Annotated in this window: 10 protein-coding genes; 7 read left to right on the forward strand and 3 right to left on the reverse strand. The window is 35.8% G+C overall.

The window, feature by feature from the left end; all coding sequences use genetic code 11:
* Window positions 1–45 precede the first annotated feature (45 nt).
* The 7 genes from ACK8P5_RS12915 to ACK8P5_RS12945 all read left to right on the forward strand — a co-directional run bounded on the left by ACK8P5_RS12915 (window position 46) and on the right by ACK8P5_RS12945 (window position 11,338).
* Window positions 46–1,839 carry a hypothetical protein gene (locus tag ACK8P5_RS12915; protein ID WP_422661327.1) on the forward strand — a complete coding sequence of 598 codons (1,794 nt, stop codon included), beginning with the start codon at window positions 46–48 and terminating at the stop codon, window positions 1,837–1,839.
* Window positions 1,840–2,223: 384 nt separating this feature from the next.
* On the forward strand, window positions 2,224–3,888 hold the full coding sequence (locus tag ACK8P5_RS12920; RefSeq protein ID WP_422661328.1) for a hypothetical protein: 1,665 nt from the start codon (window positions 2,224–2,226) through the stop codon (window positions 3,886–3,888).
* Between the two features lie 1,018 nt (window positions 3,889–4,906).
* Window positions 4,907–6,724 (forward strand): KAP family P-loop NTPase fold protein, encoded by a 1,818-nt coding sequence (locus ACK8P5_RS12925; RefSeq protein WP_422661329.1) that lies wholly within the window; start codon window positions 4,907–4,909, stop codon window positions 6,722–6,724.
* A gap of 9 nt (window positions 6,725–6,733) precedes the next feature.
* Entirely contained in the window at window positions 6,734–7,573 is an 840-nt protein-coding gene (gene qatB, locus ACK8P5_RS12930; RefSeq protein WP_422656687.1) for a Qat anti-phage system associated protein QatB, read from the forward strand.
* Window positions 7,573–8,868, forward strand: coding sequence for a Qat anti-phage system QueC-like protein QatC (qatC, locus tag ACK8P5_RS12935; RefSeq protein WP_422656688.1), 1,296 nt, complete (start codon window positions 7,573–7,575; stop codon window positions 8,866–8,868). Before qatB ends, qatC begins: the two co-directional genes overlap by 1 nt.
* Window positions 8,869–9,606: a Qat anti-phage system TatD family nuclease QatD gene (gene qatD / locus ACK8P5_RS12940; RefSeq protein ID WP_422656689.1), complete on the forward strand. Its 738-nt coding sequence runs from the start codon at window positions 8,869–8,871 to the stop codon at window positions 9,604–9,606.
* A gap of 1,042 nt (window positions 9,607–10,648) precedes the next feature.
* Window positions 10,649–11,338 carry a DNA alkylation repair protein gene (locus tag ACK8P5_RS12945; RefSeq protein WP_422656690.1) on the forward strand — a complete coding sequence of 230 codons (690 nt, stop codon included), beginning with the start codon at window positions 10,649–10,651 and terminating at the stop codon, window positions 11,336–11,338.
* 14 nt (window positions 11,339–11,352) lie between these two features.
* Here ACK8P5_RS12945 and ACK8P5_RS12950 read toward each other — a convergent pair whose 3' ends face one another.
* The 3 genes from ACK8P5_RS12950 to ACK8P5_RS12960 are packed head-to-tail and all read right to left on the reverse strand — an operon-like array spanning window position 11,353 to window position 15,093.
* Window positions 11,353–12,468, reverse strand: a complete 1,116-nt coding sequence (locus ACK8P5_RS12950) for a Ger(x)C family spore germination protein (protein ID WP_422656691.1) — start codon at window positions 12,466–12,468, stop codon at window positions 11,353–11,355.
* Entirely contained in the window at window positions 12,465–13,607 is a 1,143-nt protein-coding gene (locus tag ACK8P5_RS12955; protein WP_422656692.1) for a GerAB/ArcD/ProY family transporter, read from the reverse strand. Before ACK8P5_RS12955 ends, ACK8P5_RS12950 begins: the two co-directional genes overlap by 4 nt.
* Window positions 13,561–15,093 (reverse strand): spore germination protein, encoded by a 1,533-nt coding sequence (locus ACK8P5_RS12960; protein WP_422656693.1) that lies wholly within the window; start codon window positions 15,091–15,093, stop codon window positions 13,561–13,563. The genes ACK8P5_RS12955 and ACK8P5_RS12960 overlap by 47 nt, the downstream gene beginning before the upstream one ends.
* Window positions 15,094–15,154: the final 61 nt, after the last annotated feature.

Raw genomic sequence — 15,154 nt, forward strand, 5'->3', positions numbered from 1 at the left:
TAATGTAAACATATGAAATTATTATTTTAATTTAGGTGGGAGACCATGGCACAATATGCATTCTTTAAACGAATAGACAACTGGGAACAAATCACCCCTAGCGGAGTTCTTGAGGAAATGAATGATCAGCAATATATAAGACTAGATTCTGAAGTTACTGTTAAAAGTGAAATTGTAAAGATTAAGTCATTAAATATTCCTCTTGTGTGCCCTATTTGTGAAGAACGGATGTATTTTAATAAAGGGTATCTCAGGGAAAACGATGGTGGCCAGTATGAAAATAAAAGTCCTTACTTTTATCATTCAAATAAAGATGCTTGTCATTTCGCAGAGTCATTACCGCATGCACTAACTAAACGCTATTTATTCTCTAAATTAAAAGAAGCTGGTTATATGGTAAAAGAAGAGTATCGGCACCTTGTGGAAGGGAAGAGAATAAGGGCTGATGTTGCTGCATTTACCGGAGAGGGAGAGTCTCCCTCTCTAAAGCTTGTTGTAGAAGTTCAAGCTTCTTCAGGTCTTTTATCATCACTAATCAAAAAAATAAATACTTACTATACTGAAAGTGCACCAACAGCATGGGTTATTCTATTAGATGAATTTTTTACGGGTTATTCAGGAATCACTGACAGCATTTATAATCACGTAACCGGGGAATATGATACTCATACTTTAGAAACTGGTGAAGAAAACTACTTTGCTGTTACAGGTAAGGACAGTAAGATATTTACTTTACTAATGAACGAATATGGCTACGTATTAGCAATCAACAATAAGGGGCATGTCTATTTAATTCGAAGAGATCCGAAAAATGAACATCGGAGAATAGCTGCAATTCTACTAAAACAATACTGGACTACACAAGACGAGGTGTATTTGATTACAAGAGTTGCTGACAAAGATATTGTACCAACCCTCAGTCTAACTCCTCTCATACGCGTCCAGGAGCTTGAAGAGCAAGAAACAACTAGCGGAGTCCCAGCGGGAAGCTATAAGGATGGTATACACTCCACCCAGGGTCATGTCGAGAGCAGTGCAATTGAAACGCCCTTTTCCGGAGATTCAAAATTTATGATCGATGAGCTAATTGGTGAAGATGCCAATAAAGCACTCAATCCATTGTCCCTAATCATGGAAACTTGGAGAGCTCAAGAGAAGGCAAGAAACGATTTATTGCTAGAGATCGCAGAAGAGAAACGATTAGCTGAGGAGAAGAAGAGAAGATCGACAGAAATTAAGCTGAGTATCTCGGAAGCCGATGAAAAAATAGATCGTAAAGAATCCTCTGCTGCTGATAAAGAGAAACTTGAAGTAATCAATAATTTTGATCTTCAAAGAAAGGCAGAAGAAAGAGCGTATATCAATCAACTTCTTCATGATTTAAACGAGGACTTCTCGTTTAACAGAGAAAATGAATTTAAAAGAAGTTCAGGAAAGCAACGTCCAAAAAATAAGATGCTTGATGAGATCGAGGAGCTCTTACCTTTATACGGAATGAAGTTAGAAAGCCCAATGGATATTTACGGATTAAATGAAACAGAGGCTCTAGATTTCATAGATTTTATAGTTGGTCGTAGTACAAACCGACCTGCGGTTAATTGCATACAAAGTCGGGATACTATTTGGGAATCCTATGTTTCGTTAACACCGAATAAACGTCCACAACTTGAACGTAATCTTTTTAAAGAAGGGCTTCCGGGATGGTTTATGGATCTTAAATTTCCTTTTGACCGAAAGCAAATAGAAACTCAAAAAAAAATGATGCGAGAGAATAAACAGATGAAATCAAGAACATTAAACAATCCCGGTTTGGAAGAGCAAATGGGATTTGATTTTTAGTATTTCAAAAGACAAAAACTAACCTAAAAATATAGTTCTTACAGTATAGTCAAGTGGGAGATAAGTAGCCACTTTACGGCGAGGAATCGTTATCACAAGAGGGAAGATCCGCTCAGGAATGAGCGGTATTCTTATAGATTCAGCGTTGTAGGAAAGTTGTAGTGAAATGATTTTACACCACCTGATCCATCGTCAACTTAATGAATGTAATGTATGAAAATCCGTTTTGGTTCCTCGTCGCTTGTTATTAATCTGGGGAAAAGGCGAGCTTTGAAAGGCTTGTCTTTTTTTTGTTGGAATGAGATAAAAGTCCTTAAATTTAGTATGTAGTATTCTAATCAGATAAACTGTTTTATAAATAAATGTAAGAATGAGGGGTACCTTATGGACGAATATCAAATTAGACAACAAATTAAAACCTATGTGGAAAGAAAAATTCATGAATTTATCAATAATTATCTTTGTAAATACAAAGATAATATTGGTTTTTTATTATTGTATCATTTAATTGCCCTTGAAAAGGAATTCATTAGTTCCTACCCAAGTCAAGGAAAAGTAGAGATATACCGTAGCTCTATTAGTTGGTTTATAGGGCAAATTAAACCCAGGATTGGGGACGAAAAACTTGATTTTCGATTTAATCAGGCTGAATTTGATTATTACTGCGAAAATATTTTGCCTGTGATAAACAACGCATACTCTGATTACAAAGTCTTAAAGGAAATAATGGATATGAGTTCTGTTACAAAGAGTCAACTTATTGAGCTTAGCCCAAGCGTTTACAAATTAATTAATTCAACTGTGTGGGGGGGATTTCTTAAAGAATATTTATACTTCAATGGAGTCCACGATAAGGAGAGAATGGAGTATGAAAGAACGGTAAAAAAACAACCGGTAGAATTCTTGACCGATAGGATAAAAAATTCAAGAGAAAAGAATTTAAAAGGTGATATTAACAGAATTGAAAGATTAATGATCGATGTCAACAAGGATTTACTTGAACTATGTTACCAAAGTACAGAATTAGACTTAAGCAAAATAGAGGGGTTTAAAAGTGAAACTATTAAGAGTGATAAAAGCCTGCTAGATTTAATTTCAGTATTTTATTATTTTTCTCAGGTGAGGCTGGAGACTTATAAACTTTCGTTGCTTGATTCGCCCAACGATCAAGCCTTATTGATTACATTTAATAAGGAGTATTTGGTACAGAAGATTAATAGAATCACCGATTTACATGTAGAGTTTATTAAAAAATGCATTACCTATTTTAGTTTTGATGGAAGGGGGACATTGTTGGAATTTCCGATACTAGAGTATAACGGAAGGGTGCATTTTATACCTTCATCCTTTCTATTAAGTGATTTGCAATTTTCTTTAACAAACGGGCACTATTTAAAAAATACCAAAGTAATCAGGCGCGATGATTCGGTTTCAAAAAGCGTAGTTTCTGAAATAACAAGTAGCTTGGGAGGTTATAACAACATTGTAGTTGTTGAGGGTAAGTATTATGAATTCACTAATGATGTTGGGAAGAAAGAAAATAGCGATATAGATGTGGCTGTCTATGACCGAAATTCGAATTCACTACTCATTATAGAATGTAAGTGGAAAGAAAATCATTACATTTCCGTTTTGGAAGAAAATTACGTTAAAATACTGGATACTCTAAATAAGGCCTACAGCAAGCAACTTAATAAGCATAAGGCTTTTCTGGAAAGCGATCTTGATAATATCAATTCTACTTTGGAGCTAACCGGGGAGAATGAATTAAGGGGATTCCCTCAGATTTTCTATATAGCTGTAGATAAAAGGTGTCAATTATATATTGATAATAAATACCTTGTACCACTTTATGGGTTGTTGACGTTATTTAAGATCCATGGTGACTCACAGAGTTTAAAACTTGAAATAGTAATTGAAGAGTTAAAAATACAGAATACTAAGGTGGATTATGTGTATATAGAGGAAAATCAGAAGGAAGTTGATATCGATAGCCATTTTACTTTAAATACTGATGATCTAAATTTAGACTATGACATTGATAAGTGAGTGTACTTTGTGAGTACCAGCACATAGCTATGGGGAGGATTTCCGTGGGAGCGACTTGGATGCAGTGTGGCATTTTGGTTATTCAATTTGATACCCAACACAGGAAAACAGAATACTTCGTGACTACGTCAATAACTATGTAAACAGATTTTCATTTTAAAGTAAAAAAAACAAACAAACCCTCATTCATGAAAAGAATGAAGTAGTTGAAGAAGTTGTCGGGGGACAAGAACATGTTCCCTTTGAAAGTCGCTATTAGTGGCTTTTTTATTTTAATGGTCCAAGTTCTTGTCCCGAGCAAAGACAAGAACTTGTACCGATTGCCGTAAAGGACAAGAACATATTCCGATTAAAGACCCCAACTATACGGGAGGACATTAATGCAGATGACAAAGTGAGCATCAGTGATTTAGCAATCACAGCAGCCTTACGGAAAAACGACTGCTGACCCGAATTGGGATGATGTTAAGCATATGGATTTCAATGAGGATAACAAGATTGATATAGCAGATTTGATGACTGACGATATGATTTCATTGACGTTCAAGTAAAGATGATTAGGCGCCTTTTATATGTAATGTGATATGCAGATCTGCAACATAGTTCCTCCATAAACTGTTGTACATGTGAACCGAAAAACTTCTTTAGTTCCTGTAACATTTCATGCAAAGACTGTTTATGATAAAAGTTCGAATATCGTGCTGTCCGCATGTTTATAGGTACCCCTCTGAACAGCAACTCATCTATCGAACTTGGGAACCAAGGGACACAGCCAGCTCATTGCTGGCTGTGTCCCTTGATTTTTCACTAGTGTACCTAACTGCAAAGTGACTACCATTCGAAATAGATATCTCTTTGGATAACATACGGAATGACCAATGGTTCTGATGCCAGAGATACAAATTCAAAGAGGTCTCATTATGTTCATTTCACAATATTATAAAGGCAGGAGTAATGTAGTTTTTAGTCGAATGATGTTATAGGGCAGTATCGGGTCTAACAATAAGGGGGAAAAGTAATGTGGAAAGATAGTGAAACGGAACTTGATTTTTTGGATTTTGACTATTTGATCTATATGTTACGAGAGATTATATCTAATGAGTCTCTTTTACCTTCAAGTGTTGGTGTTTATGGAGATTGGGGGAGTGGAAAATCAAGTCTAATAAGAATGAGTATGAAGAGTGTGGAACAAGATGAGGGGACCGTCTGTCTTGTTTTTAATGGTTGGTTATTTGAAGGCTATGAGGATGCAAAAACGGCATTAATGGGAAGCATTCTCGATGAAATTCAAAAAAAAACGAAGTTTACTGAAAAAGCTAAAAAAACTATATCAGGATTGTATAAAAGTGTAGATAAATTGAAGTTAATAAAAAATGGGATTAAATATGGTACAGATATTTTTTTAACAGGTGGAATTGGTACTCTAGCAGACATAACAATAAAGGGTATAGTTGAAAAAGTTAAGAATAATGTTGATGGGGTTGATGAGTCAGAGATTTTCACAGCAGTTCGTGATGAGTTAAGTAACAAAGAAATTAGGGAAGATTTAAAAGAATTTCAGCAGAATTTCTCTGATTTGTTAGAGGAAACTAAAATAAAACGACTCGTAATTTTCATTGATGAACTTGATCGTTGCAGTCCGGATACAATTTTAGAGACTTTAGAAGCAATTAGACTGTTCCTCTTTGCAGGTAACTCGGTATTCATTATTGGAGCAGATGAAAGACATATTTCTTATGCAGTGAAAAGAAAATTTGAAAAGATTGAGGGGCAACAGATTGATATCGGTAAGGAGTATTTAGAGAAAATTATACAGTATCCAATCAGGATACCAAGACTTAATTCAAAGGAAGTCGAGTTTTACATAACTTGCCTTTTATTTGAAAAGGATTTAACTGACGTGGAATTCCAAGAAATTATGGAATTAATAAAAGAAAAAAGAAGCGATAATATATTGAATTTTACATTGGATTATACTTTAATCTTTGAAAATAAACCTGCATTGGCTGAAAAGATTAAGGATAGTTTAATAATAGCAAAGCAACTGTCTTCTGTACTGTCAAATGGTTTAAATGGTAATCCGAGGCATTGTAAAAGGTTCTTAAACTCATTAGTTATGAGAGAAAAAATGGCTTCCTATAAATCAATTCAGTTAGACAGAAAGATCCTTGCAAAAGTTATGATGTTGGAATATTTCAAGTCACCTTTATTTAGAAAAGTTGCACAATTAGTAGCTGCGGAGCAAGGTAAGCCAAAAGAAATTGAACTCTTAGAAAAGAATCAATTAACAGATACGAGTGAGTTGAAAATATGGAAAGATGACAAATGGGTGCAGGATTGGTGTGCAATCGAACCACTTTTAAAAGATGAGGATTTAAGATCATACTTTTATTTTTCGAGATCTGCTTTGGATGAAAGATTTGACACAAGTATAGTTAAATTGAGTCCAATGGCTCAAAATATACTAGAAAAACTAGTAAGCAAAACTGCGGGAGGCCTAGCAGATGCTTTGAGAAACTATTTGGATATAAGTGACTTTGAGTCTAGTGAGATTCTTCAGTCGATTTTTAATAAAATTGTCTCTGAGACAGCCATTGATAAGGATTTATTCAAGGCATTTATTAGTTGGGGACTAACCCGAGAGTTATTGTATTCAAATGTTATAAGTAACTTGAATGGACTTACAGGCGATAGTTTAAATGCATCTGCATTACGGCTCATCAAAGAGTTTATGGATAAAACTAATAAACAAACGGAAATTTTAGAATTAACAAAGCGTTGGACAGAAGAAAAATCATCACTTGGTCCACTCATTGATAGAATATTCAATAATTAGGAGGAAAATATGGGGACATCAAGTATCTACAATGGCCCGGGTAATAGAAATCCATTGCTACCGGAAGGGTTTGAGGACGACTATGTAGATTCTGAGGAATTGGAACAGGATAAGAACGAACCTAAGGAGGAAGAAAATAAACCAAAGGGTAGAGATGATAACAACGACGCTATCTTAAGTGGTTCTTGGCAAGAAACAAAGAAATCAATGTCGCAATTTATCAACGGTACTTCCAATAACAAAGGAAGAATAGTTGGTAACTATGTTAGAGCTTCAGGTGGTTCGAGGGTAGCTTCGAGTAGGGCTGTTTCAGGGAGAAACACCACCGTTAATTTGGGAAGTTTTCTTTCAAACATTTTAAGAGATGGAATATATAGAACCCTGCAGAGCTTACAAATTGATTATGTAGGCAAAAGTGTTGAAGACTTGTTGTCTGAGATTGTGAATTTTATTTCTCCTAATTCCAATACTAAAGAGGATATAGTGGCACGTAATGCACTAATTGAAGTTGAGTGTAAAATGTATGAACTAATTATTGAAAATGGTAAGGATATTGAGTCACTAAACACGCTTAATGAAGAAATGTTTGATGAAATAATGAATAGTTATGTAACGTCATATATATTTGAGGGAATGTTAAATGATCTACAGAGTAGATTTGAAATGTATGGTGATGATACGAAGGTTGCTCAACAAAAAGAAAGAGAATTTAAAGAGTTTATTGAAATTTCAGTAGAATTAAAACTTAGGGATGTCAGGTTAAGTAAAGTCGATTATCAAGATAAGAGCATACATTCAATAGTTAAAGAAATTTATAGAGAGTGTTATTACATACTGGAGGTACTATAATGAATATCATTTGTAAAATGACCAATGATGATGACTTTACTATTGATGAACAATTTATCGAATATAACATAAGTAAGAGTGACACCTTTACCTATACTTTTTGGAGAACAAATACCGTAAAGAAGTTTCTTAATTTGCCGAATTTTTTTTCTACAATGGGATTAGATTTTTTATACATCTCTTTATTTGTATATGGAGCAGATAGAATCATAAGTAGAAAGATGGGTTATGACGCTTGGAGCAGAGAAATTACTCTTTACGTACCCATTTTAGAATTTGAAAAATGGAATAACAATAAAGTATTAGTTGAAAAACTACTAAATTATCTTAGCGGGGACAAGTGGAACCTAGAATTTAGACAAAGAGAGTTAACTAAGACTGAACTAAAGATAAAAACTAAAGTTCATGAAATAGAACTGAACAATAAAATATCTGTTAAGCGGATTTCAATGTTCTCAGGTGGTTTGGATTCTTTTATTGGAGCTATTGATGCATTAGAGGTTGAAAAAGATAACATTTTATTTGTTAGTCATTATGGTGGAGGTAAGGGAGTTAAGGAATATCAAGATAAATTAGGGGGAAGAATAAGAGATAAGTACATCATTGGCGACGAAAGATTCTTCACTTTCCATGCAGCAGCTAGAAGTGGTGTAGAAGATACAACCAGAACTAGATCTTTCATGTTTTTTTGTCATGCTGTAGCAGTCGCAACTTGTTTTAATAACCCTATTGAACTACTGATACCTGAAAATGGATTAATCTCCTTGAACATACCTTTAACAAATTCAAGATTGGGTAGTAGTAGTACGAGAACTACACACCCCTATTACCTTGGTATGTTCCAAACACTCCTGAATAATTCAGAAGTTGAAGTTACTATTAGCAATCCATATCAATTTAGTACAAAAGGTGAGATGATCCTCTCATGTAATAATTTCGATTTTCTATCTGATAATATTTCAGAAACAATGTCTTGTTCGCACCCTGATCAAGGGAGATTATTAAGAGAAACAAAATCACGTCACTGTGGAAGTTGTCTACCTTGTGTCATTAGAAGGGCATCTATTAAAAGAGCTGGAATCAAAGATACTACTAGCTACAGGGATACTGATTATTCTATTGGTGACGTTTCCCGTATAAATCATAATTCATATCAGATTGGCCTAAGTAAATTTGATGAAAAATATGCATTTTTAAATATCCAGAAATCCGGTCCAATTACTTCAGAAATTGATAAATATACAGATTTATATATAAGGGGCATGAACGAGTTGAGGGAGGTACTTAATAATTAAATGAGCAAATTTAGATATGACACCCATGTGCATATAGATTTGTACAAAAATACACAGCAAGTTATAGATTATATTGAAGCTAATAAATCTTACACTATTGCAGTAACAAATTTACCAGTCTTGTATAAAAAATATGTACTTCAATATCGCAATCTTAAATATGTACGATTTGCACTTGGTTTTCATCCGGAACTTGTATTTCAGTACAAGGAACAGATTCCCTTATTACTTAATTCCATTAGAGAATCTAAATACATTGGTGAAGTCGGATTGGATTATGTTACGCCAAATCTAGACAATCGCGAGACTCAGAAAGATGCATTTAGAAAACTAATAGGAGAATGTAATAATACAGGAGGAAAAATATTGAGTATACATAGCAGAAGGGCAGTTAAAGATGTATTATCAATATTGGGTAACACCTTCGATGGTAAAATTATTATGCACTGGTTTTCTGGTACTATAAGTGAAATGAAAATTGCAATAAATAGAGGCTACTACTTTTCAGTTAATTCTGACATGTTTAATAGTAAAAATGGTAATGAATTAATTAAAAACATGCCATTAGATAAAATTTTATTGGAAAGCGATGCTCCATTCACTAAAAATACAAAAAAAACCTACAATTTAGATTTCGTGTCTAGCGTTGAAAAAGGAATTTCAAATGTAAAAGGATTAAAGGAAGAATCTGTAAATATAATTTTGAAGAACAATTTTAATACCTTATTACAACTCTGAATTTTAAATCATGGTGCTTGAAAGTCGCTATTAGCGGCTTTTTTTTGTTTTAACGGTACAAGTTCTTGTACCGAGACAAAGACAAGAACTTATAAAAGCACAAGAACATAGTCCGATTACCGATTAGGCATGAATCTAATCGATTTTCGCCCGTAATTCTTTTAGCTAGCGGGAGGATACTTCGATGATGCCACGAATAGATACGGAAAGCGAATTAGTTTGAAACTAGCGAGGTCATAAGCATATGGGGGTTAATTCAAAAGGAAGACGGAAGTTAGAGTATTGCAACAAGACATATTATTGGAATGTCAACCTAGATGCAGAAGATTACGGACGAATCAATCTTTGTATTGTTTCAGAGGATAAGAAATTTATTGTTTCATATCATGTGGCACATTGGGAAGGCAAAATTATACAATCATAAAGGAAAATATTGCAGTTGGCTCTATTGGTGAAAATGTATATCAAATGTTATATCAAGAACAGATCGAAGAAGCTGCTAAACTTGCGTTAAATAACTTTTAAGACATATGTACAAAATACGAGTTTTGTGTAAAAGTAATAACAAAAAAGGTCTGTAGGGTCTGTAGCGCTTAATCGACGCTATTTAATTTCATTATAATTTTATTTCATCTTTTAAAATTATGTAATCTGTTTTGTTTAACTTGCTCTGAATGTGAATATATTAATGATCATATCTCACAAAATATCTTTTCATACATACGTGCATCAAACATCACAAATTCACGAATCAACTTTGGTTGTCTTTTTGTATTATCTCAATTACTTATTATTAATATGGTTAATCATGTGAAAAATTATTCAATTAATCCTATACAACTTTAGTCTTTTAGTAATTGTTACAAACATGCACTGGTATCATTTAGATCCCTCTCCTCAACTTTTGTATCAATTCCCCCTTATCATCAAGGTTGAACTTCCAGATCCTTCAAATTAAGTGACTTGATGAGATCATTCAGAAAATGATAAGATCCCTTAGTAGTAAACACGATCAACTAAATCATTAAGGAGCGTGTGTCCGTTGAATCTTCAAGATCTGAATCAGTTAAAGAGTCTTTTTGCTAAGCATGCTGACCCTACTCTATCGCACAAAATGAAAGCTTATATGCGTAATCAATTCGAGTTCTTCGGCATTCCGTCTCCATTAAGAAAAGAACTAACAACTAAATTTCTTAAAGAGTACGGTTATCCGAATGAAGATCTGGTTGCTGAAGTAATAACAGCAATGTGGCATATGGATGAAAGAGAGTTTCAGAATGCAGCTCTACAGATCATGGATATGAGAAAACGCAAGTTCCATCTGGATGATATTCAATTGATCGAACAGCTTATTACCGAGAAGTCCTGGTGGGATACCGTGGACCATATTGCCTCCAATCATGCTGGACACTATTTTTCACGATTTCCCGAACAGTTGTTTATCGCAGATCGCTGGATGGCATCCGATAACTTTTGGCTTCAACGAACAGCTATTCTGTATCAGTTAAAGTATGGACATAATACAGATCCTGAAAGATTATTCAACTACATTAATATGGTGGCGCATTCCAATGAATTCTTTATTCAAAAAGCCATTGGTTGGAGTCTTCGACAATATAGCAAATTCAACCCGGAAGCAGTTATTCATTTCGTGAATACGACCTCCCTATCCAACTTAAGCAAGCGGGAAGCATTCAAGGTCTTGAACCGGAAAAGCTCCACTACCTCATGAATTTTCGTGCAGATCTAATTCATTATTCCGTAGTTTACGATTTCGACATCTACTAGAGGCGTAAAGTGAACTTTTGAATAATCTTCTTTCCAGTTCAGATTGATCCAAGTATCTGAGTGAAAAGCGATGAGTCTACGACCAATTTCAAATCCATCATGATGTGCCTGAAGCATTTTATCTACTACAACTTTAGCTTTTCTAGTTAATTCCTCAGAAAGCTCCTCATCTAAATGGTCCAACTTCTGAAGATTATATAGATGGTCACGTGGGTATTCAATTGCCGTCACTTTTAACTTTATATTCATCCTAACATCGATGTCTCGCTGGCCTTGGGTACCCACCTTCATCGTTCTTTTAATTTTTTGAATATCCAATGTAATATAATTTTCAGGCTTCTGTTCTCCTTCTCGGTTGCTCTTTATAGTTAAGCTTGCCGTCTTTGATAACTGATTTTTCATTAGCATATATAGTAATGACTCATCTGTATTTAATGTTCCTCGCATCCTATCCCCTTGGAACAAGGCTGCGCCAGCGATCGAGGGATGTTCGTTGTTCTTAGATATATATGGAGCTGCAAAATCTTGACCAGGATCCAGCATACTGGAGCAGACGAGTTGAAGATTAACCTTCGGTACAATGGTCCTTTGCTCTGCACTCCTCACCAGATCATAGAAATATTCACCGACCAGGCTCGTTCCAGTTAATTTCAAATTGATGGCATCATGAGCACTTCCTTCAACCACAGCAATCCTTGCGTTTAAAGCACTTTTGGGATCACGATAGAATACATCGAGTATCGGATAAATACCTTGCTTCGCTAACTCCTCCCCGATTAAAATGACACGCAGCTTCGAAGAAGATACTCTACCAGAGACTTCTCTGTCGATTAATTCTCGGGTATGTCTACTCGTATTTCCGATAACGGAATGTATTTCATTAACCTGCTTCGATCCAGATTGCGAACTACCTATATCGAGTAAGGAAGTGGTCGATTGAATTTTCCCATCAGGAGTCAGGTCAAAGCCTAATACGTATGCAATTTTGTCTTGATTCAGTAATTGTTGATCCCAACAACCTGATAACATCGTTATCATGATGCAGACTGCGAGCAATACTCTACCTAACTTCACCGCATATCCCTCCTAGATTCTTTTACATTGAACAGCAAGGATATCAACAATAGCAAGAGAGGAATTCCAATTACAAATATATAACTCAGGGTAGATAAGAAATTTCCTAATATGTAGTTTGTGCGTGGTGCTTGGAATATCAATCCAATCACAAAAACAAGGAGCACCGTATAAGGGGCTGCCTTCCGGTGATCACTATGCTTCTGAAATAGATTAGCAAGTCCTCTTGATGCCATAAACACATACCCAATCAATGAAGAAGCTGATGCTACAGCCCAAAGTGAGAGAAAGTATAGATCCGGCCGCTCAAACACTGAAAAAGATAGTGCTTTTACCATGTAGAGTAAAGGCTGAGGAATGAGTTCCATCTCAGCTGGACTAAATACGATAATACTCGTGAAAACTGCGAATGCGTACAATATGGTCGTGAACATATTCGCAAAGCCTGCCGCTTTTAGTTTTCCTAGGCTTCCACCCTGCACGAAGGGATAACACACCATGAGCATCTCGTAACCTGAAAAAGAGGTCATGGCTTTATGTGATCCCTTTGCAATTTTCTCAATCCCGGATTGTCCAATAGGTAACGCATAGAGAATATTCACATGTGAATACGCATAACAAATGATGAGTATCACAACGATGTTGCAGAAAAAGACGAGTACGAAAAAACGTGCGATCGTCTGTAATCTTTCTCGCACAAGATAAAGACAGACACCTAACATCATACCCATGACGACCCATCTGGGTGTATCAATTAGGATCCAGTTCTGTACAGTTATGCTAAACTCAACAACGATAAAACTGGATATCGTGACAAAATAACCGGTGTATAGAAGTTGAGCCAGTTTACCGATATAGCGTCCGAGTAGAGTTAACAAATTATCATACAATGTATGTGTTGGAAATCGTCTGCTCAGACTCCACATGATGACAATGAACAATTGAGTCAACAGTCCGGCGAATAGCACTGAAATCCATGCATCCCCTTTGGATACGTTATGAACTCTAGCAGTTAGTCCGAGTAAGCCAACACCTATTTGAGTCTGAATAATCAAAAATATGAGCTGTCCCGGAGTAATTTGTTCTTTTGTATTAATCATTCTTCTTCTGCCCTTCAGCTGCTGATGATTGAATTTCAAGTTCTTGAGGGACTGGATCATTCGGACGCTGCTTTAACATCCACTGAGGTAACCGAACAAATGTGTCTTTCCAATCCTTCCATCTCATTGGAGCTGCTGGAGCGAAATAAGGCGTACCAAAAGACTCTAATTTGCATAAGTGAATTAGAATGATCATCATACTATATACAATTCCGAAAAATCCGAATAGAGACGCAGCGATCATAACTGGAAAACGAAGCAGTCGTACCGAACCACTCATCTCATGAGAAGGAACTACGAAAGATGCAATGGCAGTTAAAGCTACAACAATAATCATAACGTTCGATACCATACCTGCTTTGACAACGGCATCGCCAATAACGAGACCGCCCACAATCCCAATCGTTTGTCCCACGGGTCCTGGAAGTCGGATTCCTGCTTCTCGAAGTAATTCAATTGTGAGCTCCATGAATAAAGCCTCAAGTATTGGAGGGTACGGGATATTCTCGACACTAATTTTGATCGGTAGTAATAAATCCTCTGGAATCACCTCATAATGAAAAGATACAACGGCAATATAATAAGCTGGGAGCGTGATGGCAATCACAAAGCTAAATAAACGGATGAGTCTGATAAACGACCCTTGCAAAGAACGGAAACGGTAATCATCCGGCGATTGATAAAAGGCAAAGAAAGTTACCGGCATGATTAAAGCTGTAGGGCTCCCCCCCGCTAATAAAGCTACTCGTCCTTCCAACAAGTTCCCTACAACCCTATCAGGTCTTTCGGTATGTAACAGCTGTGGAAAAGGTGAGAACGATTTGTCCTCTATGTATTCTTCTATCATTTCCGTTGAAGTGATATTATCCGCGTCGATTTGGTTTAACCTTTGATCGATCTCCTCGACGAGTTTGGGATTGGCAAGATTCTGTAAGTACACAATGACCACTTCTGCCTTTGTTTCATTTCCAAGTGTGTAGCGCTTTACAACTAAATTGCGATTCTCTATCTGCTTGCGAATGAGCTGAAGGTTAATGCTGACATTCTCTACAAAACCTTCGTGTGAACCTTTCACTACCTTCTCATTACTGGGTTCAGTAACACTACGATCAAAACTCGATTTTACGTCAATAACGAAGCACTCTTCTAACCCTTCTACAAAAAGGACAGCATTCCCCTTGACAAGATATTCAATCACTTTCTCAAGGTCATCGTATTTATTGGATCTCACTGCAATGAAGATCTCATCCAAACCTCGATCTTTCGTTTCTAAGATTGGATTTAATATTTCTTCACGTATCTTGCTTAGATCACACATGGTTTGCATATATAGAAATTCACTAGTATGCCCTGGGATCGTTACCAATTGGCGTACTAAATCATCTGTATGAAATAGTGCCTTTTGAAGGTACTCAATGTTGCTTTGTACAGATTTATATACGGGCTGAGGAGTCAGTGTGGACTTTTTCGATAAAGGCTTACTTCTTCTTTGATTGTTATTAAACATGGTTTTAAAAAAGCCCACGAGCCTGCCTCCTTCTCATTATCTGAAAGTTAAGTTGTATATTCCCCACAATAACAGGAAC

The organism is Paenibacillus sp. EC2-1 (assembly GCF_049311625.1).
In the GTDB taxonomy this organism is placed as follows: Bacteria; Bacillota; Bacilli; order Paenibacillales; family Paenibacillaceae; genus Paenibacillus_AQ.